General features: G+C 72.1%; 21 protein-coding genes and 2 pseudogenes. 3 read left to right on the top strand and 20 right to left on the bottom strand.

Going from position 1 to position 21,184, the window contains the following annotated elements:
- Nucleotides 1–49 precede the first annotated feature (49 nt).
- Both O7597_RS19035 and O7597_RS19030 read left to right on the top strand, forming a co-directional pair.
- Nucleotides 50–1,075, top strand: coding sequence for a tyrosine recombinase XerC (locus O7597_RS19035; protein WP_269742618.1), 1,026 nt, complete (start codon nucleotides 50–52; stop codon nucleotides 1,073–1,075).
- A gap of 140 nt (nucleotides 1,076–1,215) precedes the next feature.
- A complete protein-coding gene (locus tag O7597_RS19030) occupies nucleotides 1,216–2,397 on the top strand; it encodes an aminotransferase class V-fold PLP-dependent enzyme (protein WP_269739387.1) in 1,182 nt (393 codons plus the stop codon).
- Here O7597_RS19030 and O7597_RS19025 read toward each other — a convergent pair.
- Nucleotides 2,285–2,827: pseudogene (locus O7597_RS19025) on the bottom strand (peptidoglycan DD-metalloendopeptidase family protein); the annotation flags it as partial. The gene O7597_RS19030 and the pseudogene O7597_RS19025 sit on opposite strands and share 113 nt — an antisense overlap.
- A gap of 395 nt (nucleotides 2,828–3,222) precedes the next feature.
- On the opposite strand from O7597_RS19025, the gene O7597_RS19020 reads away from it, so the two are divergent.
- Nucleotides 3,223–3,873 carry an SAM-dependent methyltransferase gene (locus O7597_RS19020; protein WP_269739389.1) on the top strand — a complete coding sequence of 217 codons (651 nt, stop codon included), beginning with the start codon at nucleotides 3,223–3,225 and terminating at the stop codon, nucleotides 3,871–3,873.
- A 78-nt stretch (nucleotides 3,874–3,951) separates the two neighbouring features.
- Here O7597_RS19020 and O7597_RS19015 read toward each other — a convergent pair whose 3' ends face one another.
- The 19 genes and pseudogenes from O7597_RS19015 to O7597_RS18925 form a co-directional block, all read right to left on the bottom strand.
- The gene (locus tag O7597_RS19015) at nucleotides 3,952–4,275 is read right to left on the bottom strand and encodes a DUF2469 domain-containing protein (RefSeq protein ID WP_007075222.1); all 324 of its coding nucleotides are present in this window, start codon (nucleotides 4,273–4,275) and stop codon (nucleotides 3,952–3,954) included.
- Nucleotides 4,272–5,084, bottom strand: coding sequence for a ribonuclease HII (locus O7597_RS19010; RefSeq protein WP_269739391.1), 813 nt, complete (start codon nucleotides 5,082–5,084; stop codon nucleotides 4,272–4,274). The genes O7597_RS19015 and O7597_RS19010 overlap by 4 nt, the downstream gene beginning before the upstream one ends.
- Entirely contained in the window at nucleotides 5,078–5,563 is a 486-nt protein-coding gene (locus O7597_RS19005; protein WP_269742619.1) for an NUDIX domain-containing protein, read from the bottom strand. Before O7597_RS19005 ends, O7597_RS19010 begins: the two co-directional genes overlap by 7 nt.
- An 89-nt stretch (nucleotides 5,564–5,652) precedes the next feature.
- On the bottom strand, nucleotides 5,653–6,288 hold the full coding sequence (lepB, locus tag O7597_RS19000) for a signal peptidase I (RefSeq protein ID WP_269739392.1): 636 nt from the start codon (nucleotides 6,286–6,288) through the stop codon (nucleotides 5,653–5,655).
- A 9-nt stretch (nucleotides 6,289–6,297) separates the two neighbouring features.
- A pseudogene (lepB, locus tag O7597_RS18995) lies at nucleotides 6,298–7,169 on the bottom strand (signal peptidase I).
- Between the two features lie 185 nt (nucleotides 7,170–7,354).
- Nucleotides 7,355–7,711 (bottom strand): 50S ribosomal protein L19, encoded by a 357-nt coding sequence (gene rplS, locus O7597_RS18990; protein WP_093401691.1) that lies wholly within the window; start codon nucleotides 7,709–7,711, stop codon nucleotides 7,355–7,357.
- Between the two features lie 144 nt (nucleotides 7,712–7,855).
- The gene (gene trmD / locus O7597_RS18985; RefSeq protein WP_281580300.1) at nucleotides 7,856–8,629 is read right to left on the bottom strand and encodes a tRNA (guanosine(37)-N1)-methyltransferase TrmD; all 774 of its coding nucleotides are present in this window, start codon (nucleotides 8,627–8,629) and stop codon (nucleotides 7,856–7,858) included.
- A gap of 16 nt (nucleotides 8,630–8,645) precedes the next feature.
- The gene (gene rimM, locus O7597_RS18980) at nucleotides 8,646–9,203 is read right to left on the bottom strand and encodes a ribosome maturation factor RimM (RefSeq protein ID WP_269739395.1); all 558 of its coding nucleotides are present in this window, start codon (nucleotides 9,201–9,203) and stop codon (nucleotides 8,646–8,648) included.
- Nucleotides 9,203–9,436 carry an RNA-binding protein gene (locus O7597_RS18975; protein WP_013732101.1) on the bottom strand — a complete coding sequence of 78 codons (234 nt, stop codon included), beginning with the start codon at nucleotides 9,434–9,436 and terminating at the stop codon, nucleotides 9,203–9,205. Before O7597_RS18975 ends, rimM begins: the two co-directional genes overlap by 1 nt.
- 1 nt (nucleotide 9,437) lies before the next feature.
- A complete protein-coding gene (gene rpsP / locus O7597_RS18970) occupies nucleotides 9,438–9,899 on the bottom strand; it encodes a 30S ribosomal protein S16 (protein ID WP_164445711.1) in 462 nt (153 codons plus the stop codon).
- 249 nt (nucleotides 9,900–10,148) lie between these two features.
- On the bottom strand, nucleotides 10,149–10,796 hold the full coding sequence (locus tag O7597_RS18965; protein ID WP_269739396.1) for a DUF402 domain-containing protein: 648 nt from the start codon (nucleotides 10,794–10,796) through the stop codon (nucleotides 10,149–10,151).
- A gap of 114 nt (nucleotides 10,797–10,910) precedes the next feature.
- On the bottom strand, nucleotides 10,911–12,317 hold the full coding sequence (gene proS / locus O7597_RS18960) for a proline--tRNA ligase (protein ID WP_269739397.1): 1,407 nt from the start codon (nucleotides 12,315–12,317) through the stop codon (nucleotides 10,911–10,913).
- A 165-nt stretch (nucleotides 12,318–12,482) separates the two neighbouring features.
- A complete protein-coding gene (locus O7597_RS18955; RefSeq protein ID WP_281580299.1) occupies nucleotides 12,483–13,562 on the bottom strand; it encodes an amidohydrolase family protein in 1,080 nt (359 codons plus the stop codon).
- Between the two features lie 18 nt (nucleotides 13,563–13,580).
- Nucleotides 13,581–14,159 carry a Uma2 family endonuclease gene (locus O7597_RS18950; RefSeq protein ID WP_269739399.1) on the bottom strand — a complete coding sequence of 193 codons (579 nt, stop codon included), beginning with the start codon at nucleotides 14,157–14,159 and terminating at the stop codon, nucleotides 13,581–13,583.
- 66 nt (nucleotides 14,160–14,225) lie between these two features.
- Nucleotides 14,226–15,785 (bottom strand): signal recognition particle protein, encoded by a 1,560-nt coding sequence (ffh, locus tag O7597_RS18945; RefSeq protein ID WP_164445716.1) that lies wholly within the window; start codon nucleotides 15,783–15,785, stop codon nucleotides 14,226–14,228.
- Between the two features lie 198 nt (nucleotides 15,786–15,983).
- The gene (locus tag O7597_RS18940) at nucleotides 15,984–18,365 is read right to left on the bottom strand and encodes a [protein-PII] uridylyltransferase (RefSeq protein WP_281580298.1); all 2,382 of its coding nucleotides are present in this window, start codon (nucleotides 18,363–18,365) and stop codon (nucleotides 15,984–15,986) included.
- Between the two features lie 11 nt (nucleotides 18,366–18,376).
- Nucleotides 18,377–18,715 (bottom strand): P-II family nitrogen regulator, encoded by a 339-nt coding sequence (locus O7597_RS18935; RefSeq protein WP_166458079.1) that lies wholly within the window; start codon nucleotides 18,713–18,715, stop codon nucleotides 18,377–18,379.
- 25 nt (nucleotides 18,716–18,740) lie between these two features.
- The gene (locus O7597_RS18930) at nucleotides 18,741–20,117 is read right to left on the bottom strand and encodes an ammonium transporter (RefSeq protein ID WP_164445717.1); all 1,377 of its coding nucleotides are present in this window, start codon (nucleotides 20,115–20,117) and stop codon (nucleotides 18,741–18,743) included.
- A 197-nt stretch (nucleotides 20,118–20,314) separates the two neighbouring features.
- Entirely contained in the window at nucleotides 20,315–21,178 is an 864-nt protein-coding gene (locus O7597_RS18925) for an aminoglycoside phosphotransferase family protein (protein WP_281580297.1), read from the bottom strand.
- Between the last annotated feature and the right edge of the window lie 6 nt (nucleotides 21,179–21,184).

Genomic DNA, 21,184 nt, shown 5'->3' with positions numbered 1-21,184 from the left:
GTCCGGGCAGGCCGACCGTAGGGTGGATCTCGTGGGCAGGATGGGCGGGATGGGCGGGCACGTGCCCGCCGCCAACGGCACCCAGGCGATGCACGACGCGCTGCCGGCACCACTGCGGGACGCGGTGGACGAGTTCGCGGGATACCTGGCCTCGGTCCGCAACCGTTCGGCACACACGGTGCGGGCGTACGTCGGCGATCTGGTGTCGCTGTTGGATCATGCTGGGCGGATGGGCTGCACCGAGGTGGCCGACCTGAGCCTCGACACGGTACGCAGTTGGCTGGCCCGGCAGCGCACCACCGGCGCTGCCCGCACCTCGCTGGCCCGCCGGGCCGCCGCGGCCCGCACCTTCAGCGCCTGGGCGCACCGGCACGGGTTGCTGCCCACGGACGTCGCCGCCACGCTGGCCAGTCCCCGACCGCGCCGGACACTTCCCACGGTGCTCCGTCCCGAGCAGGCGACCCTGCTCGTCGAGAGGCCCGCCCACCCCGCGGCCACAACCGTCTCCGGCGGGCCGGCAGCCGTCGCCGATCCCCCGCCGTCAGCCGACGACCCGTCCGTCGCCGTCGAGGCGGTACGGCTGCGCGACCGGGTACTGCTCGAACTGCTCTACGGCACCGGGGTACGGGTCAGCGAGGTGTGCGGGATCGACACGGCCGACGTCGACCAGGATCGGCGGGTGGTCCGGGTACGTGGCAAGGGCGGGCGGGAGCGGACGGTGCCGTACGGCCTGCCGGCGCAACGCGCCCTCGACGACTGGCTACGGCACGGGCGGCCGGTGCTGGCGGTCCCCGAATCCCGGGACGCGCTGCTGCTCGGCGCCCGGGGTGGCCGGCTGCATCCGACCATGGCTCGTCGGATCGTCGGCGATCACGCCGAGGCCGCGGGGCTGCCCCGGACCAGCCCGCACGCGCTGCGCCACACCGCCGCGACCCACCTGCTCGAAGGCGGCGCGGACCTGCGGGCGGTGCAGGAACTGCTGGGGCACTCCTCGCTGGCCAGCACCCAGATCTACACGCATGTCTCGGTGGAACGGCTCCGGGCCGCCTACCGCCAGGCCCACCCGCGCGCCTGACGGTAGGCGGCACGGCCATCGGGTCACGCACGACCTCCCGGCGGCGGGACGCCGTCCCTGACGTGACGGCTGCTCTGCATCCTGACCGGTGACGGCGGCAGCACCCCGGACACACCGAGCCCGACGGCTACGATCATCGGGTGAGCGTCCCGCCGCCGCCCGAGCCGATCACGGGCGCCCGTCTGCTCTTCTCTCTGGACCCGGCGGTCAGCCACCTCAACCACGGCTCGTTCGGGGCGGTGCCGATCGTGGCGCAGCGCGCCCAGCAACGGCTACGCGACGAGATGGAGGCCGACCCGCTGCGGTTCTTCACGCAGGGCCTGGTCGACCGGATCGCGCACACTCGCCGGCACCTGGCGGGTTTCCTCGGTGCCGATCCCGACGGCACCGCCCTGACCACCAATGCCACCACCGGCGCCGCCGTGGTGCTCCAGTCCCTGGGGCTGCGGTCTGGTGACGAGGTGCTCACCACCGACCACGGCTACGGTGCCGTGGCCTACTCCGTCCGCCGGGAATGCCGCCGCACCGGGGCCACGCACCGGGTCCTGCGGGTGCCGCTGACCGCCACCGACGACGAGGTGGTGCAGGTCGTCCGGAACGGGCTGCGGCCCGGCCGGACCCGACTGCTGGTGGTCGACCAGCTCACCTCGGCGACGGCCCGGCTGTTCCCGGTCGCCGCGATCGTCGGGGTGGCCGGTGAGCACGGCGTGCCGGTGCTTGTCGACGCCGCACACGCTCCCGGCATGCTGCCGGCGTCGGTGTGCAGCATCGGCGCCGACTTCTGGGTGGGCAACCTGCACAAGTGGGGGTACGCGCCGCGCGGCACCGCCGTGCTGGTGGTGGCGACCCGGTGGCGGGACCGGATCGAGCCACTTGTCGTCTCCTGGGAACAGGACTCGGGCTTCCCGGCCCGCCTGGAGTGGCAGGCCACCTCGGACTACACGGCCTGGTTGAGCGCACCGGCCGGGCTCTACACACTGCGCAGCCTCGGCGTCGACCGGGTACGTGGGCACAACGCCGGACTGGCCGCGTACGGGCAACGGGTGGTGGGGGACGCGCTCGGCGTGCCACCGGCCGACCTGCCCGACCCGGGCGGACCGACGGTCGCCATGCGACTCGTTCCGTTGCCGGCGGGGCTCGCCACGACCCTGGACGGTGCCCGGGCGTTGCAGTCCCGGATCGCGGAGCGGCTCGGTGCCCAGGTCGCCGTCACGACCTGGGACGGCCGCGGCTGGCTGCGGTTGTGCGGCCAGGTCTACAACACGCCCGAGGAGTACCAGCGACTCGCGGTCGGGCTGCCCGGTCTGCTCGCCCAGCGGTGAGCGGACGCACCGCGGCGACGACGAGGTCGCCGACGGGCAGCAGTCGAACCCGTCCGAGACCGAGCAGGGCGAGCGGGTCGAGGTAGTCCTCCCCCCGGCGCAGTCCCCAGTGCAGGCACGCGCTGCCCGGACAGCCGGCGTGCCCGGGCAGCAACGTGCCCAGGGGCGCACCGGCCGACACCACCGTGCCCACCGTGACGGTCGGTCGGACCGGTTCGTACGTGGTCCGTAGGCCGTCGGCGTGGCCCACGGTGACCACCGGCCGGTCGGCGACCACGCCGGCGAACAGGACCGTGCCGGCGCCGGCCGCCCGGATCGTGGCGGCGGCCGGGGCGAGCAGGTCGATCCCCCGGTGACCGGCCAGCCACGGCCGGGGCGGCGGGTCGAACCGGCGAACCGGCCGTGGCATCCCGTCGACCGGCCATCTGAACCGCCCGCTTCCGCCGAGCTGCGGCACCCCCTCGACCGGCCACCGCAACGGCCCGCCAACGGTGCCCGGGGTGCCCCCCGCCTGCGGTGAAGCCACCGGGCGCGACCAGCCGCTCGGCGCGGCCGGCGGGAACGGCCGAGCATCCGGCGCGGCCGGCGAGGGCGACCCACCACGTGCCCCGGCCGCACCACCCATCGGTCCGGTGGGGGCCAGCAGCAGGAGCGTCGTGACTCCGCCGAGTATCGACATCCGTGGAGACATGCCGTCGAGCCTGACCGGGCCCGCCGAAGTCCACCGCCCCGGGCGGCAGATCTGTGGACGACCGGGCGTCCTGTGGACAGTCCACGCACGCACTGGTCGATCTGCTATGGGCGATCGTCGCCTACGCTCGGGACGTGACCCGCGACTGGTACGCCTGGCACCACCACTACGAGGACCCGGATTCGTCGCTGTCGCGGCGGCTGACCGAGGTGCGCCGGCGGATCGGCACCGCCCTGGACGAGGCGGCGGCCGGCCCGCTGCGGGCGGTCAGCCTCTGCGCCGGGCAGGGCCGGGATCTCATCCCCGTGCTGGCGACCCACCCACGCGGCGGTGACGTGACCGCCCTGCTGGTCGAGCAGGAGCCCCGCAACGTGGAACTGGCCCGCGCCGCCGTCCGCGAGGCGGGACTGTCCGGGGTCGAGGTGAGGTGCGGCGACGCGGCCGACAGCGACGCCTACGTCGGGATGGTCCCGGCCGACCTAGTGCTGGCCTGCGGCATCTTCGGCAACATCTCCGATGCCGACGTCCGCGCGATGGTGGGCCACTGCGCCTGGCTCTGCGCCACCGGCGGTACCGTCGTCTGGACCCGGGGGCGATGGGAGCCGGACCTGGTACCGACGATCTGCGACTGGTTCGTCGCGGAAGGGTTCGAGCAGATCACGGTCAGCACCCCGGCGGAGGGGGTCGGCGTGGGCGCGCACCGGCTACTCGGTCCGCCGCGACAGCGGCCGGCCGGCGCGACGATGTTCGAGTTCGTCGGGCGGCCGGAGGCCGCCGGGCACTGACGAAACAACGGGGTGCACTGTGGACGCCGGACGCGCGGTGGGTGGGGGCCTCCGTCGCTGCTGCGGCGGTACCCGGGGTCAGCCGCCGAAGCCGGAGTCGGCGGGCAGGGAGATGTCCGGCTTCTCCAGCTCCTCCACGTTCACGTCCTTGAACGTCATCACCCGGACATTCTTCACAAACCGGGCCGGACGGTACATGTCCCAGACCCAGGCGTCGTGCATCTCCACCTCGAAGTAGACCTCGCCGTCGGAGTTGCGGACGTGCAGGTCGACCTGGTTGGCGAGGTAGAAACGACGTTCGGTCTCCACCACGTAGGAGAACTGACGGACGATGTCGCGGTACTCCCGGTAGAGCTGGAGCTCCATCTCGGTCTCGTACTTCTCGAGATCTTCCGCGCTCATCGCACTCCGCCTTCCATGACCACATCTTCCCCCACCGGCGCCGGAGGCCGAGGCTGCTCGCCCAACGCCACGCCGACGGTACCCCCTACGGCGCCCGAGCGCCCCATCGGCTCGTCCCGGCTTGCGCCGAGCGGTCGCCGCGAGCGGGGTGGCCGGCCGTCGAGCCCGGAGACGGCGGCCACGTTGACGTACGAGTAACGGTGCTCCCGACACGGCCCGCGCTCCCGCAGTGCGGCGGTGTGCTCCGCGGTGATGTACCCCTTGTGCTCGGCGAATCCGTAGCCGGGATGCTCGGCGTCCAGGTCAACCATGATCCGGTCCCGGGTGACCTTCGCCAGCACGCTCGCCGCCGCCACGCAGGCGGCCACCCGGTCGCCCTTCCACACCGCGAGCCCGGGCGCACCCAGGCCGTCCACGCCGAACCCGTCGGTCAGGACATACTCCGGCCGGACCGCGAGCGACGCCAGCGCTCGGCGCATCGCGGCCAGGTTGCACACGTGCAGCCCGCGGGCGTCGACCTCGTCGGCCGGGACGACCACCACCGCGTACGCCAACGCGCGCTCGACGACCTCGTCGTGGATCCGTTCCCGACTCGCCGGGGTCAGCAACTTGGAGTCGGCCAGCCCGTCGATCTCGCCTCGCCGGCCCTCCGGCAGCACCACGGCGGCGGCGACCAACGGCCCCGCGCAGGCACCGCGGCCAGCCTCGTCGGCACCGGCGACATGCCGGAAGCCGCGCCGTTGCAGGGCCCGCTCCAACGCGTAGAGCCCGGCCTCCCGGCGTACCACGGTGCGTGGTGGAGTCAGCATGCCCGTCCCTCGATGACAGCCGTCGTGCCCAACGCGCGGGCCAGAACCTCGGCAAGGTCAGCTGGGTAGCAGCGCTCCCGGGTGCCCCGCAACTCGTCCGCCGACCACCACCGGTGATCGTCGACGCTGCCCCGCTCCAGCTCGCTGAACCCCGCCGTGTCGACCTCGTGCGCCGTCACCCGGACCAGGAAGAACTGCTGCTCCTGCCGGTACCAGACGCCGCCGAAGGAGAACTCGGTGACGTCGGCGTGCACCGGTTGACCGACCTCGGCCACGCTCACCCGGAGCCCGGTCTCCTCGGCCAGCTCGCGGATCGCGGCCTCGGCGTACGTCTCCCCCGGGTCGACTCCTCCGCCCGGGGTGACCCACCACCGGCCGTGTTCCGGACGGGCGGGGTCGAAGCCGCGGAACAGCAGCAACCGGCCGGCCGCGTCGACAAGCAGGACGCGAGCGGCACACCTCGGGGTGTAGACGGTCACCGCACCAGACTGCCAGATGCCCACGACGTCGCCCACGCCGCGCTGTCCGGGACGGGTGGGCACCCGCTCACCGACCGCGCCGGCCCTGGTCAGGAACTCGGGATGGCCTCGAACTCGTCCGGCACGGTCAGGATCCTCGCCCGGTCGAACGGCCAGAAGATGGTGAAGGCGCGCCCCACCACGTCGTCCTCGGGGATGGTGGCGGCCTCGACGTTCTGCCCGGACTGCTGGTAGTGCTCCAGCGAGTCACCGGAGGCGGACCGGTGATCACCCATGACCCAGAGCCGACCCTCGGGCACCTGCACGTCGAACTCCTGGTCCGCCGGCTTGTCCCGTTGCCCGTCGACCGAGAAGATGTACGGCTCGTCGAGCGGGGTTCCGTTGATCAGCAGGCGGTCCTGGTCGTCGCAGCAGACCACCCGGTCGCCGCCGACACCGATCACCCGCTTGATGAAGTCCTCCCCCGCCGGATTGCCACTCCACTCCAGCGGCGCCTTGAAGACGATCACTTCGCCGCGGTGCGGCGAACGGGTGTGGTAGACGAGTTTGTTGACAAGTACCCGATCGTCGATCTTGAGAGTGTTCTCCATCGACGGCGAGGGGATGAAGAAGGTCTGCAGTACGAAGGCACGTACCAGTACCGCGACCAGGATCGCCACCCCGAGCAGGATGGGCAGTTCCTTCCAGAAGGAGTGGCGCGGCTTGTCGGTCTGCTCGTCAATCACGGGAGGAGCCTACGTTGCCCGACCGAGCGCCACCGTCCGGAACGCGCGAGAACGGAAAGTGTGGCCGCAATCGGGATCAGCAGGACGACACCTCCGTCGGGGTCGGGGCGTACCGGGGCCGCGCCGCCGCCGGCGGTGGGTGGCGGTGCGACGGTGGCGAAGGTGTCGGGGATCGGCAGCGAATGCCACCGGTCGGACGGCCAGACCACCGCGAACGCCCGCCCGACCACGTTGTCGATCGGCACCGTGCCCTGGCACCGGGCATCCTGCGAGACCTGCCGGTGGTCGCCGAGGACGAACATCTGACCGGGCGGGACCACGATCTCCTCGAACCGGCGGGAGCGGCACTCCTGCGGATTCGGCGGGAGATCGAGCGGCGAGTCGCGCAGCACGTACGCCGACTCGTCCAACGGGGTGCCGTTGACCAGCACCCGTCCCTGGCCGTCACAGCAGCTCACCCGGTCCCCGGGCAGCGCAATGACACGCTTGATGAAGTCCTTCTCCCCGGGCCGACCGACGCCGATCAGATCGCCGACGGTGCGGCCGAGCTTGTCGGCGAAGCTGGTGGGCGGCTGCACGTCCACCTGCGGAACCCACTGGTCGGTCCCCCGGAAGACCACGACCTCGCCGCGCTGTGGGTTCCGGACGTTGTAGACGACCTTGTTGACCACGACCCGATCGCCGACGAGCAGGGTGTCCTCCATCGACCCGGAGGGGATGAAGAACGCCTGGAGCAGGAAGGTACGGATCAGCACCGCCAGGCAGAAGGCGACGATGAGCAGCAGCGGCAACTCCTGCCAAAGTGGCATCTGCCGCTTACCGCGCCGGGTACGCCGGCGCCACGGATCGGCCGCGCCGCTGTCGTCAAGCGCCTGTACCACGCTCACTCCCCGGTCCGCAGAAACAACTACCGCCCGGGAACCTCGTCGAGGCTCCCCGGGCGGTAGTGGAGGTCACCCGCCACACAGGAGGCGGGTCACCGCCGCGCTGCGCCCGTACGACCAGGGTAGTGCGGACTGGCCGGTACGGCATACGCGCAGCTCGGGCGGCGTGGCGCGGTACGAGATCAGCTCGGCTGCTTCTCGCGCAGCTCCTTGATCTTGGCCTTCTTGCCCCGCAGCTCACGCAGGTAGTAGAGCTTGGCCCGGCGGACGTCACCGCGAACCACGACCTCGATCCGGTCGATCGCCGGGCTGTTGATCGGGTAGGTCCGCTCGACGCCGACGCCGAAGCTGAGCTTGCGGACGGTGAAGGTCTCGCGCAGCCCGGCACCCTGGCGGCGGATGACGACGCCCTGGAAGATCTGGACCCGGGACCGGGCCCCCTCGACCACCCGGGCGTGCACCTTGACGGTGTCACCGGCACGGAAGTCGGGCAGGTCGGTGCGCTTCGACTGGGCGTCAAGGGCGTCCAGGATGTTCATCGCTGTGTCCTCGTGAGGCTCACGGCGCACCGTCACTCGGCGCGCGGATGGGTGATACTGATCCCCGGGTGGTGGCCGGACGAACCGGCCCCGGTCGGAGATCCTCGCAGCCGCCCACGGGCGCGGACGTCTGCGGCAACCCCCCTACTTTGCCACATCCGGTCCGGGCACCTGAAATCCGGCCCGATCCAGTGCCGCCACGTCCCGTTTATCCAGGCTCTGCGGATCCAGCCCGGTGAGCATGTCCGGCCGGCGGCGACCGGTGCGGACCAGCGCCTCGTCACGCCGCCAGCGGGCGATCCGGCCGTGGTCGCCGGAGCGGAGCACGTCCGGCACCGGCAGGCCGCGCCAGGTCGCCGGCTTGGTGTACATCGGCGCCTCCAGCAGCCCGTGCGCGTGGGACTCCTCGGTCAGCGAACCGGCGTTGCCGAGCACCCCCGGCAGCAGCCGGGTCACCGCCTCCAGGATCACCAGCACCGCGACCTCGCCGCCGAAGAGCACATAGTCACCGAGGCTCACCTCGGTGACCGGCATCCGCGTCGCCGCGTGGTCGAGGACCCGCTGGTCGATGCCCTCGTACCGGCCGCAGGCGAACAGCAGGTGCGGCTCGGCCGCCAGCTCGTGGGCCATGGCCTGGGTGAAAGGCACGCCGGCCGGCGACGGCACCAGCAGCCGTGGTGGGGCCAGCTCCGCCGGTGCCAGGGCGTCCAACGCCTCGCCCCACGGCTCCGGCCGCATCACCATGCCGGGTCCGCCGCCGTACGGGGTGTCGTCGACGGTGCGGTGCACGTCGTGGGTCCAGCTCCGCAGATCGTGTACGGCCAGCCGCAGCGTGCCGTTGACCCGCGCTCGGCCGATCAGCGACAGGTCCAGCGGGGCGAAGTACTCCGGGAAGATCGACACGATGTCGACGCGCATCAGGCTGCTCCGCCAGCTAGAGATCGAGCAGGCCGCCGGGTGGGTCCACCACGACCCGGCCACCGGCGAGATCGACCTCGGAGACGATCGCCTTGACGAACGGGATCAGCGCCGTGCGCCCCTCGGGACGCCGCAGCACCAGCAGGTCGGAGGCCGGAGCGTGATCGATCCGGGCCACCTCACCCAACCGCTCGCCGGTCGGCGTGACCACGGCCAGCCCGACCAGCTGGTGATCGTGGAACTCCTCCGGATCCTCCGGCGGGTCGACGTCGGCGCTGTCCACCGCGAGCAGGGTGCCCCGCAGTGCCTCGGCGACGTCGCGGTCCAGCACCCCGTCGAAGGCGACGAGCAGCCGCCCCTGATGCCGACGCGCGGACTCGACGGTCAACGTGTCTGGCGTCCGGAACGGCACGCCGGGACCGTCCGGCGCGGGCTGGGCGGCGTTCGCCCCCGGCACGGTGACGAGCACCATGCCGGGGGCGAACCGCGTCTCGGGCTCGTCGGTACGCACCTCCACGGTGACCTCACCGCGGATGCCGTGCGGCTTACCGATCCTGCCGACGATGAGCTGCATCAGTACGAGTCGACGATGTCGACGCGTACCCCGCGCCCACCGATGGAGCCGATCACCTGGCGCAGCGCCTTGGCGGTCCGGCCGGACCGCCCGATCACGGTGCCCAGGTCCTCGGGATGCACCCGGACCTCCAGCCGCTTCCCTCGCCGGGAGTCGACCATCCGGACGCGCACGTCGTCGGGGTGGTCGACGATGCCCTTGACCAGGTGCTCCAACGCCGGCCGCAGCGCCATGTCAGGCCTGCTCGCCGGTGTCCGTGGCGGGCTGCTCCTCGGCCTTCGGGGCTTCCTCGGCCTTCGGGGCCTCGGCGGCCTTGGCGGCCTTCTTCGCCGGCTTCGCCGGGGTGTCGGCCACACCGGCGGCGGCCTTCGCCTCGGCCTCGTAGGCCGCCTTGCGGTCGGCCCGCTCGGGCGCGACCTTCAGCGGCGGCGGGGCCGGCAGGCCCTTGAACTTCTGCCAGTCACCGGTCAGTTCCAGCAGCCGCTGCACCGCCTCGCTGGGCTGGGCGCCGACGGACAGCCAGTACTGGACCCGCTCCGACTTGACCTCGATGACCGAAGGGTCTTCCTTCGGCTGGTAGATGCCGACGAACTCGATCGCTCGGCCGTCGCGCTTGGTGCGCGAGTCGGCGACGACGATGCGGTACTGCGGGTTGCGGATCTTGCCCATCCGCAGGAGCCGGATCTTTACGGCCACGGTTGTTTCGCTCCTGTTGCGATCTCACCGACCCGGTACGGGCGGTGTGCACGGGTGAGCGCCAACCGGCACAGTGGGGTTGGGCCGGAGACCGCTCGGGTGGACTGGCGACGCGCCCGGGTTAGAGGGCGCCGGACACGCGCCGGATACCAGCCAGCCATTCTGCCAGATCCTCGCCGGAACGCTCACACCGCACCGGCAGACGTCACCCGGGGCGGACCCTGCGTGACGAACGACACCCCCGGCCGGTCAGCGCACCGGTGGCCGGTCCCAGCCGTCCGGCAGGCGGTCGGGAGCGGTCCAGTGCGGCGGCGGGGTGAAGTCGCACCAGGTGCCGTCGAAGGGAAAGACCCCCGCCTCGGCCAGGGCGATCACCCGTTTGCCCTCGGCCCGCACCGCCGCCTCGTCGGTCACCCAGTAGTGCTCCGGGAAGGCCAGTCGCTCGACGAACTCGTCCTCGTCCTTCCATTCCCAGCTGCGGTCCGGCCGGACCCACACGTCGAGATCCTGGTCGACGATGTCCACGCCGGCCAGCCCGCCGTCGTCCCACCGGACCCCCGGTTCCTCCAGGTTGACGTACCAGCCGGCGAAGCGGCCCCGCACGTCGCGGAACCACCAGACCGAGTGGGCCGCGCCCGTGGGCAGGAACTTCAACAGTGGTGGACCGGTCCAGCGCCCCTGGGCCAGCCGGTAGGTCGGGGTCAGCCACTCCCGGAAGGGCACCGCCCGCATGCCCAGCCCGGCCGCGTTGACCTCGGCCGCCACCGGCGTGCCCTCGGCGACCCAGAGCAGCAGCCCCCGCTCGTCGTCGCTGACCACCCGGGCCGGCCGCACCCAGCCGATCCGCCCCCGCCGCACGTTACGGTGCACCACCACCCGACCCCGCTCAAACCACACACCCCGACCCTACCCCCACCCCACCCGCACCGTTGATCATGAGGTTAGCGGCAGCTCAAGAGATCAACTATGCCGCCAACCTCATGATCAACAAGGCCGGTGAGGGGGTGGGGGTTAGTAGGCGCGGGCGAGGGTGGCGATCAGGTCGGGTTCGGTCTCGGTGTCGGGGACGGTGCCGTCGGCGCGGGTCAGGCAGCGGACGGTGACGCCCTGGGCGTTGGCCTTCGCCTCGCCGTCGACGCCGACTTCCGACCACGGGACGCGGGCCCAGCCGGTGGTCGCCGCCTCCAGCGCCTCGTCGAGGGTCGCCACGTCGACCGTGCGCGACTCGCGGAAGGCGAGCGCCTGGTCGTGCAGCGCCCGCTGGTCGGCGTCGAGGGCGGCCAGCACCGCACCGACCACGTCCGCCACCGGCGTGGGCGCCTTCGAGCCGTCGGTACGCCGGACCACCACCGCGTTGCCGGCGGCCAGGTCGCGGGGACCGACCTCGACGCGTACCGGATAGCCGCGCAGTTCGGCGTCGACGGCCCGCCGGCCGAACGGGGTGTCGGTGCGGTCGTCGAGCGCGACCCGGACACCGGCGTCCCGCAGAGCGTCGCGCAGCTTGGCCGCCGCCTCGGTGACGCCGTCACCGTCCTTGACCACCATGACGTACGCCTGGGTCGGCGCCAGCCTCGGCGGCACCCGCAGCCCGTTGTCGTCGCCGTGGCACATGATCAGGCCGCCGAGCATCCGGGTCGAGGTGCCCCAGGAGGTCGTCCAGGCGTGCTCCCGGCCCCCTTCGGCCGAGGAGTAGCTGATGTCGAACGCCTTGGCGAAGTTCTGGCCCAACTCGTGGCTGGTGCCCAACTGGAGCGCCTTGCCGTCGCCCATCATGCCTTCGCAGGTGTAGGTGGCGGTCGCCCCGGCGAACCGCTCGCGGGCGGTCTTGAGCCCGACCACCACCGGGATGCCGAGCACGTTCACCATCAGGTCCTCGTACGCCTCGTGCAGGATCTTGCGGGCGTAGGCGCGGGCGTCGGAGCGGGTGGCGTGCGCGGTGTGCCCCTCCTGCCAGAGGAACTCGCTGGTCCGCAGGAACACCCGGGGGCGCAGCTCCCAGCGGACCACGTTGGCCCACTGGTTGAGCAGCAGCGGCAGGTCCCGGTAGGAGTCGATCCACTTGGCCATGAACTCACCGATGACCGTCTCGCTGGTCGGCCGCACCACCACCGGCTCGGCGAGCTGCTTGCCGCCACCGTGGGTGACCACGGCCAGCTCCGGCGAGAAACCCTCGACGTGCTCGGCCTCACGCTTGAGGTAGCTCTCCGGGATGAACAGCGGGAAGTACGCGTTCTCCGCCCCGGCGGCCTTGATCCGGTCGTCCATCTCGGCCTGCATCCGCTCCCAGATGGCATAACCGGCCGGTCGGATCACCATGGTGCCCCGCACCGGCCCGTTGTCGGCCAGCTTCGCCTTGGCGATCAGATCCTGGTACCAGCGAGGAAAATCCTCTGCCCGGGGAGTAAGCACGCGCGCCATGACCGCACATCCTATGCGCCCGTCCCCGCCGCCCTCGCCCAACCCACCACCCCTCCGCCGCGATGATCAAGAAGTTTGTGTCGCCTGGGCACTCAGAACCCGACTCAAACTTCTTGATCACCGCAGGCGGGCGGGCGGCGGGCGGGCGGGCGGGCGGGGGTGGGGTCAGGGGAGGGGGTGGCCGCGGAGCATCAGGTGGGTGGGGGTGCGGAGGGTGGTGAGGTCCTGGCGGGGGTCCTGGGGGTAGATGGCGAGGTCGGCCAGGCCGCCTTCGACGAGGCCGGGGAGGCCGAGCCAGGCGCGGGCTCCCCAGGAGGCGGCGGCGAGCACGTCCAGGGTGGACATGCCGGCCTGCTCGTGCAGCAGGAGCATCTCCTCGACGGCGAGGCCGTGGTCGATGCCGCCACCGGCGTCGGTGCCGACGTAGATCGGCACACCAGCCTCGTACGCGGACCGCACCACCTGCGGGAAGCGGTCACGCAGGGCGAGCATGTGCTCGGCGTACCCGGGGAACTTGGCCCGGGCCTGGTCGGCGATGTGGCCGAAGGTACGGATGTTGATCATCGTGGGAACCAGCGCGGTGCCCTGCCGGGCCATCAGGTCGATCAGGTCGAGGCTTAGTCCGGTGCCGTGCTCGACCGAGTCCACCCCGGCCCGCACCATGATCTCCACCGCCGACTCGCTGAAGGTGTGCACGGCGGCGCGTACCCCGGCGGCGTGCGCGGCGGCCACGGCTGCGGTCATCGTGTCGGCGTCCCAGGCCGGCGCCAGGTCGCCGACGCCCCGGTCGATCCAGTCCCCGACCAGCTTCACCCAGCCGTTGCCGGCGGCGGCCTGCTCCGTCACGGTCGCGGCCACCTCGGCGGCACCCACCTCCACACCGATGTCGCGCAGGTACCGCTTGGGCGGTGCCACGTGCCGGCCGGCCCGGACCAGCCGGGGCAGGTCGGGTTCGTCGTCAAGTTCCGGGTACGGGAAGGGCGAGCCCGCGTCCCGGAGGGCGAGGACTCCGGCGTCCCGGTCGATCCGCGCCAGCGCACGCGCCTGGTCCAGCGAGGTGATCGGTGCGCCGCCCCGGGCGATGCCGATGTGGCAGTGCGCGTCCACCAGGCCGGGCAGGATGAAACCGCCGTCGGCGACCGTCTCCGCGCCGGGCACCGGTTCGAAGGTGACCCGGTCGCCGACCAGCCACAGGTCGCGTACCTCGTCGTCGGGCAGGAGCACACCGCGCACATGCAGAGCCATGCGCACAGTCCTACCCGATCACTGCCCGTCGCGCGCCAGAAGCCCGGCCCGCCGCACGGTCAGCGCGGGCAGGTCCACCGACACCTTCCAGGGCCGCTCGCTGACGAAGAGGTCCTCGGTGTGCGTGGTGACCTCGTAGTCTCCGGACGCGCTGAGCGCGTACTCGGTCAACGTCATCTTCTCGTGCAGCGGGTCGACCACCCAGTACGACCGGACCCCCGCGTGGGCGTAGACCTTGGCCTTGTCGTACAGGTCGCGGAAGGTCGAGGTGGGCGAGATGACCTCGACGGCGAGCAGCGCGTCCTCCACCGGGACGGGCGAACGGTTCGCGTGCTCCCGGCGGATGGCGACCACGTCGGGTCGGGGCTCGTTGCGCCGGTCGATCCGCATCGACAGGTCGATGCTGACCAGGTAGTCGGGTGGGCAGTTGTCGTCCAGCGCGAGCAGCAGCTCGACACAGAGGTCCTGATGCAGGGCGGTCGGCGCTGGCAGGATCAACCTTCCGTTGACCAGTTCGTACGGAAGGTCCTCCGGCAGTTCGCCGAGGTCGTCGACCGTCCACTCCGAGCGCTCAGGTGGGATGGGCAGCACGGTCATGACTCCTCCTCCCAGGGGCGACATCACCCTAGGAGCCGGCAACACCACCCGCCGTCACCGACACGCTCAGCGGGGCGGCTTGCCGTCCTTGCCGAACTTGTTGAAGTCGATCTTCGGCAGCTTGAAGCCCGGCGGCAGACCCTGACCGGCGGCCAGGTCGTCGGGGTTCATCCCCGGCGGCAACTGCGGCATCCCGCCCGGGAAGCCACCCTGCACGCCCCGGGTGCCGGCGCCGCTGCGCGGCCGGTTGCCACCCTTGGTGCCCTTGCGCTTGTTCTTCGGCGACTTGGTCGCCTTGCGCCGACCGGCACCGGGCAGGCCCATCATGCCGCCCATCTGCTTCATCATCTTCTGCGCGTCGGTGAAGCGGTTGAGCAGCTGGTTGACGTCCATCACGGTGACGCCGGAGCCGTTGGCGATCCGGGCCCGCCGGGAGCCGTTGATGATCTTCGGGTTGGTGCGCTCGGCCGGGGTCATCGACCTGATGATCGCGGTGATCCGGTCGAAGTGCTTGTCGTCCAGCTCGGCGAGCTGGTCCTTGACCTGCCCCATGCCCGGCATCATGGCCAGCACGTTGGCGATCGGTCCCATCCGGCGTACCGCGATGAGCTGGTCGAGGAAGTCCTCCAGGGTGAACTGCTCGCCGCCCATCAGCTTGGCGGTCATCTTCTCCTTCTGATCGGTGTCGAAGGCCGCCTCGGCCTGCTCGATCAGAGTGAGAACGTCGCCCATGCCGAGGATCCGGCTGGCCATCCGGTCGGGGTGGAAGACGTCGAAGTCCTCCAGTTTCTCGCCGGTGGAGGCGAACAGGATCGGCTGCCCGGTCACCTCACGGACCGACAGGGCGGCGCCACCCCGGGCGTCGCCGTCGAGCTTGGAGAGAACCACGCCGGTGATGCCGACGCCGTCCCGGAACGCCTCGGCCGTCCGGACCGCGTCCTGGCCGACCATCGCGTCGATGACGAAGACGACCTCGTCCGGGTTGACCGCGTCCCGGATGTCGGCGGCCTGCTGCATCATCTCCGCGTCGATGCCGAGCCGGCCGGCGGTGTCGACGATGACGACGTCCCGGGCGGCCCGGCGAGCGTGCTCGATCGAGGACTTCGCCACCTGCACCGGGTCGCCGACGCCGTTGCCGGGCTCGGGGGCGTACACCTCGACACCGGCGCGGCCACCGAGCACCTGGAGCTGCCCGACGGCGTTGGGACGTTGCAGGTCGGCGGCGACCAGCAGCGGCTGGTGGCCCTGGGCCTTGAGCCAGCGGGCCAGCTTGCCGGCGAGGGTGGTCTTGCCGGAGCCCTGGAGGCCAGCCAGCATGATCACCGTCGGCGGCTGCTTGGCGAACTGGAGCCGCCGTCCCTCGCCGCCCAGCACGGCGATCAGTTCCTCGTTGACGATCTTGACGATCTGCTGGGCCGGGTTGAGCGCCTGGGAGACCTCGGCGCCGCGCGCCCGCTCCTTGACGTTCGCGATGAAGCCCTTGACCACTGGCAACGCGACGTCCGCCTCCAGCAGCGCGAGGCGGATCTCGCGCGCGGTGGCGTCGATGTCGGCGTCGGTGAGACGTCCCTTGCCGCGGAGCTTGGTGAAGATCCCGGAAAGGCGGTCACTCAAGGTGTCAAACACGCGAACATCCCGTTTGTCAGTGTTCCGATGAGCACGAACGAGGCCGGGTGAGCTGTCCGACCACCGCTAGGGTAGCCCGCCACCCACACCCCCGCTCCCGGCCGGGCAGCCCACCGCTGGGGCAGGTCTGTGGCAGTTGCCGTCGCCGACACGCCGCCCGGTCGACGCCTTCACTGCCACAGATCCTTCGGGCGTCGCTCAGACGGCGGCGAGCACGGCGGCCTCCAGGCGGGCCCGTTCGTCCTCCGGGGGCCAGCCGCCGACCAGGTAGAAGGCGTCGACCACGTCGCCGCCGAGGGTGGCGATCCGGGCCGCCCGGACCTGCGCGCCGGCCGCGTCGAGCGCGCTGGTGACCCGGTAGAGCAGGCCGGCGGCGTCGGCGGCCCGCAGTTCCAGCAGTACCGCGTCGGTGGCGGCGTCGCGGTGCCAGACCACCCGCGGTTGGGCCCCGGCCCCCCGTGCGGCCAGGGCCCGGCCGCGCAACCGCTGGGTCACCGACACGTCGCCGCGTACCGCGCGACGCAGGTCCGCGCTCAGCGCCACCGGATCCGGGGCCAGGCCGTAGCGCGGCTGCACCCGGCACTGCACCAGGGCTCGCCCGTCCACCGTGGCGGCGTCGGCGGCGAGCACTTCCAGCCGGTGCAGGGCCAGGCAGCCGGCCACCGTCGCGAGCAGGCCCCGACGATCGGCCGCGGCCACCGACACCCGGTCCCCGGTCAGGTGTACGACCGGCAGCGGCCCGGCCACCAGCGCCGGGTCCGGTGCGGGCGGGGCGGGTACGTCGCCGGTGTCGAGGGTGGTGCGTACCCGGGCGACCAGCTCGGCGACCAGTCGGCCCTTCCAGTCCGACCAGGCGGCCGGGCCGGTGGCGGCGGCGTCGGCGCGTACCAGCGCGTACAGCAGGTCGAGGGTGGTGACGTCGCCGACCGACTCGGCCACCCGGGCGATGGTGACCGGATCGGACAGGTCCCGCCGGGTGGCCACCTCGGGCAGCACCAGGTGCAACCGGACCAGCGTGCCGATCAGCGCCGCCTCGGCGGCCGGCAGGCCGATCCGGGTGGCGATCCCCTCGGCGATCGGCGCGCCCACCACGCTGTGGTCACCGGGGAGCCCCTTGCCGACGTCGTGCAGGAGCGCGCCGAGCAGCAGCAGGTCGGGGCGATCCACGTCGCGGGTGTGCCGGCCGGCCTCGGCGGCCGTCTGCACCAGGTGCCGATCCAGGGTGAACCGGTGCACCGGGTTGTGCTGGGGCAGGCTGCGCAGCCGGGTCCACTCCGGCAACCAGCCGTCGATCAGCCCGTACCGGTCGCAGGTCTCCCAGGCCGGGATCATGCCGGTGCCGGCTCCGAGCAGCGTGGTCAGGGCGGCGCGGGCCTCCGCCGGCCAGGGCGTGGGCAGCGGCGGGCAGTACGCGGCCAGCCACTCGCAGGTGGCGCGGGCGATCGGCAGTCCGGTGGTCGCCGCGGCGGCGGCCAGCCGCAGCGACAGGCTGGCGTCCGGGCGGGCGCCGATCGCGGTGCGGGCCAGCACCAGTTCGCCGTCGTGCTCGACCACGTCCCGGGCCACCGGGCGGCGCAGCGGCCTTCCGTCGGCGCCCCGACGGCGACCGGAGCGCAGCCGGTCCGCGGCGCGGAGCGCGTCGTCCAGGGCGTGGCTGACGGTCCGGGCGTCACCGGCGACCCGACGCAGCAGGGTGTCGCCGTCGCCGTCCTCGGCACGTGACGCCGTGCCGTACCGCTGCTCCGGTGCGGTGCCGGCCGGCTGTGGCGGCACCGTGCCCGGCGGGGTGCCCTCGGCGACGCCGGACGGTGTGCGACGCAGGCCGAGCAGGGCGGCCACCCCGTCGCGCTCCTGGGCGAGCAGCCGGTCGACGCGCCGGCCGACCTGCTGGTGCAGCGCGTCCCGGGTGTCCAGCAGCCGCAGGTGTGCGGCGTGCACGGCGGGTCGTAGCGCGTCGGTGATCCCGGCGGTGGCGATGGCCCGCAGGATGCCGACGTCACGCAGCCCCCCGGCCGCCTCCTTCAGGTCGCCCTCCAGCAGATGGGCCAGCTCGCCGTGGGACTGCCAGCGGGCGGCGGTGCTTTCCCGCAGGGGCCCGAGCTGACGGACGGCGGTACGCCGCCAGTGGTCGGTCGCGCTGCTCACCAGCGTGTCCGCGAGGTCCGGGTCACCGGCGACGAGCCGGGCGTCGAGCAGCCCGAGGGCCACCTTGACGTCGTCCTGGGCGACCGACAGCGCCTCGGCGACGGTCCGGACGGAGTGGTCGAGCCGCAGCCCGGCGTCCCAGATCGGGTACCAGAGGGCGGCGGCAAGTTCGTCGATGCCGGGCACCCCGGCGTGCACCAGCACCAGGTCGAGGTCGCCGTAGGGGGCGCACTGCCGCCGGCCCAGCCCGCCGACCGCGAGCAGCGCGACGCCCGACCGGTCCGGCAGCAGCCGGGCCAGCCAGGCGTCGTACGCGTCGGCCCGGGCTCGGCGCGCCGTCGCGCCGACCCCGGCCGGTACGCCGACGACCTCGTTGACCAGGAGGTCAGCGCTACCGGGGGGTTCCGAGGCTGTCCTGCTGGTCAACGAGGTCATCGATCAGCGCCCTACAGTGCGTCCAGGCCGCGCTCGCCGGTACGGACCCGAACGACCTCCTCGACGGCGGTCACCCAGACCTTGCCGTCACCGATCTTGCCCGTCCGGGCCGCCGACACGACGGCGTCGACGATCTTCTCGACGTCGATCTCGTCGGTCAGCACCTCCACCCGGATCTTGGGCAGGAACTCGACGGTGTACTCGGCGCCCCGGTAGACCTCGGTGTGGCCCTTCTGCCGCCCGTAGCCCTGGACCTCGCTCACCGTCAGACCGGCCACGCCCAGCGTGTGCAGGGCCTCCTTGACGGCGTCCAACTGGTGCGGCTTGATGACCGCGGTCACCAGCTTCATGTCCAACCCCTCCATTCGCAGAACGTTAGCCGGCGACCTTTTCGCTTACCGGTTCGGTGGGCTCGGTCTTCGGCGCCGCCGAGGTACCGATGCCCGCGGCGGCGAACGCGCCACCGCCACCACCCGTGGAGCTGAACTCGTACGCGCTCTCCGCGTGCTCGGCGTTGTCGATGCCGTCGACCTCGGCCTCGGCGCTGGCGCGGAAGCCGATGGTCTTGTCGATCACGAAGCCGATGAGGTACGCGACCACGAACGAGTACACCAGCACGGCGGCCGAACCGAGTGCCTGCTTGCCGAGCAGCGTGACACCGCCGCCGTAGAGCAGACCGTCGTTGCCCTCACCCGCCAGCACCTCCATCGCCAGGAAGCCGATGAGCAGCGACCCGATGATGCCGCCGATCATGTGCACGGCGACCACGTCGAGCGAGTCGTCGTACTTGAGGCGGTACTTGAGGCCGACGGCCAGCGCGCAGACGACACCGGCGATGACACCCAGCGCGATGGCGCCGAGCGGCTCCAGGAAGGCACAGGCCGGGGTGATGGCGACCAGACCGGCGATGGCACCGGACGCCGCACCGAGGGTGGTCGGCTTGCCGTCCCGGATCTTCTCCACCAGCAGCCAGCCGAGCACCGCGGCGGCGGTGGCGACCTGGGTGTTGATGAAGGCGATCGCGGCGGTGCCGTTGGCGGCCAGCGCCGAGCCGGCGTTGAAGCCGAACCAGCCGAACCACAGCAGGCCGGCACCGAGCAGCACCATCGGCAGGTTGTGCGGCTTGAAGCTGTCCTTCGGCCAGCCGACCCGGCGGCCGAGCACCAGCGCCAGGGCGAGGGCCGCGGCACCGGCGTTGATGTGCACCGCGGTGCCACCGGCGAAGTCGAGCACGCCCAACTCGAAGATCCAGCCACCGCCCCACACCCAGTGCGCCACCGGGAAGTAGACCAGGGTGGCCCACAGGCCGGCGAAGAGCAGCCACGGGCCGAACCGGGCCCGGTCGGCGATCGCGCCACTGATCAGCGCGACAGTGATCACCGCGAACATCAGCTGGAAACCGGCGAACAGCAGGTCGGGGATGCCACCCTCGGTCCCGCTCTCCAGCATGCCGCGCAGACCGGCAGCGGAGAGATCACCGGTGATCCCGCCGACGTCCTCACCGAACGCGATGCTGTAGCCGTAGAACACCCACAAAAGGCTGACCAGGCCGATCGCGCCGAAGCTCATCATCATCATGTTGAGCACGGACTTGGACCGGGTCATGCCCCCGTAGAACAGCGCCAGGCCGGGCGTCATGAGCAACACCAGCGCGGCTGAAGTCAAAATCCAGGCGGTGGCACCAGAATCTAGCTCCGGCACGCTGCCTCCTCTCGGGTTGTTTTCTCCCTCCCTCCCGGCACCGCGCAGCATCGCCCGTACGCCGGTTGCGCGGAAGCCTGGTGGTCCGCTGTTTCACCCAGGGTCCCCGGCCGGTTTCCGAACCGTGACGGCTTGTTTCGGACGTGTGAAGAAAGTCGCACACCTCGGCGCTTCGACGGGGGTGGATCGGCCGTTTGGTGCCGGTCTATCCCCCCGTCGGCCCAGCGACCGACCGTCGCGAGGACCGCTCAGCGGAGGGCGTGCTCCAGGGCGTGTCGCTCGTAGTCGAGCAACCGCAGATCCCGCATCGGCCGGCGCAGGTGGCCCTTGTGCACGATCCGGACGAAGGCCGGCTCCCCGGCCGCGGCCATCCGGCGGATGCCCTCCACGTGGTCCACGATCCGTTTGCGGATGGTCCGGATCAGCCGGTGGCGGTCGCGCGGAATGAGCCCGTAGGCGTCAGCGAACAGCCGCAGCCGACGTGGCCGGTCCGGACGCTTCCAGCCGAGGGTGATCGAGTCCCGGTCGGAGAAGATCGGCACCCACGTCCAGGCCGCGTACGCCACGTCGTAGATCCGGGCACCGGGCGAGGCGAGGTCGAAGTCGATCAGCCCGAGGGTGCCGTCCGGCCGCCAGATCACGTTGTGCGGGGCCGCGTCGTGGTGGCAGATGACCTCGGTGTCCGGTGGCGGCGGGCCGAACGAGCGCCACACCGCCTGCGGTGGCGGCACGAAGCCGTACTGGGCGTCGTGGAACATCCGCAGCATGGTGGCGACGGTGACCAGGGCCTCGTCGGTGACCCAGTGCGGGGCCAGCGGGTACTCCCCGCACTCCCCCTCCAGGTACGACAGCACCTCCCGGTTGCGCTCGTCCATGCCGAGGGCACGGGGCGCGCCGGTGAACCCGACGTACTCCAGGTGACGCAGCAGGGCGTGCACCGACGGGGTCCACGGGCCGGCGTTGCGCCGCACCGTGTCACCGACCCGCACCACGGTGCTCACGTTCCCGCCGTGCAGCGGGATCTCCTGCGAGGTCACGTACGGTCTCCCGAGGCGCTGCGACGGGTGGCTCGGGTCGCGCCAGCCCGCGTACGCGCGATCGTCTCTGGACACCCGAGG

Source organism: Verrucosispora sp. WMMC514 (assembly GCF_027497295.1).
In the GTDB taxonomy this organism is placed as follows: Bacteria; Actinomycetota; Actinomycetes; order Mycobacteriales; family Micromonosporaceae; genus Micromonospora; species Micromonospora palythoicola.
The sequence above is the reverse complement of the archived record's forward strand: the minus strand, read 5'-3'. Positions and strand labels throughout refer to the sequence as shown.

Coding starts and splice junctions, on each gene's coding strand:
- O7597_RS19035 (WP_269742618.1), top strand. CDS start 50: ATGGGCGGGCACGTGCCCGCCGCCAACGGCACCCAGGCGATGCACGAC.
- O7597_RS19015 (WP_007075222.1), bottom strand. CDS start 4,275: ATGAGCGCGGAAGATCTCGAGAAGTACGAGACCGAGATGGAGCTCCAG.
- O7597_RS19010 (WP_269739391.1), bottom strand. CDS start 5,084: ATGCTGACTCCACCACGCACCGTGGTACGCCGGGAGGCCGGGCTCTAC.
- rplS (WP_093401691.1), bottom strand. CDS start 7,711: ATGAACATCCTGGACGCCCTTGACGCCCAGTCGAAGCGCACCGACCTG.
- trmD (WP_281580300.1), bottom strand. CDS start 8,629: ATGCGCGTCGACATCGTGTCGATCTTCCCGGAGTACTTCGCCCCGCTG.
- rimM (WP_269739395.1), bottom strand. CDS start 9,203: ATGCAGCTCATCGTCGGCAGGATCGGTAAGCCGCACGGCATCCGCGGT.
- O7597_RS18975 (WP_013732101.1), bottom strand. CDS start 9,436: ATGGCGCTGCGGCCGGCGTTGGAGCACCTGGTCAAGGGCATCGTCGAC.
- proS (WP_269739397.1), bottom strand. CDS start 12,317: ATGGCGCGCGTGCTTACTCCCCGGGCAGAGGATTTTCCTCGCTGGTAC.
- O7597_RS18955 (WP_281580299.1), bottom strand. CDS start 13,562: ATGGCTCTGCATGTGCGCGGTGTGCTCCTGCCCGACGACGAGGTACGC.
- O7597_RS18950 (WP_269739399.1), bottom strand. CDS start 14,159: ATGACCGTGCTGCCCATCCCACCTGAGCGCTCGGAGTGGACGGTCGAC.
- O7597_RS18940 (WP_281580298.1), bottom strand. CDS start 18,365: ATGACCTCGTTGACCAGCAGGACAGCCTCGGAACCCCCCGGTAGCGCT.
- O7597_RS18935 (WP_166458079.1), bottom strand. CDS start 18,715: ATGAAGCTGGTGACCGCGGTCATCAAGCCGCACCAGTTGGACGCCGTC.
- O7597_RS18930 (WP_164445717.1), bottom strand. CDS start 20,117: ATGCTGCGCGGTGCCGGGAGGGAGGGAGAAAACAACCCGAGAGGAGGC.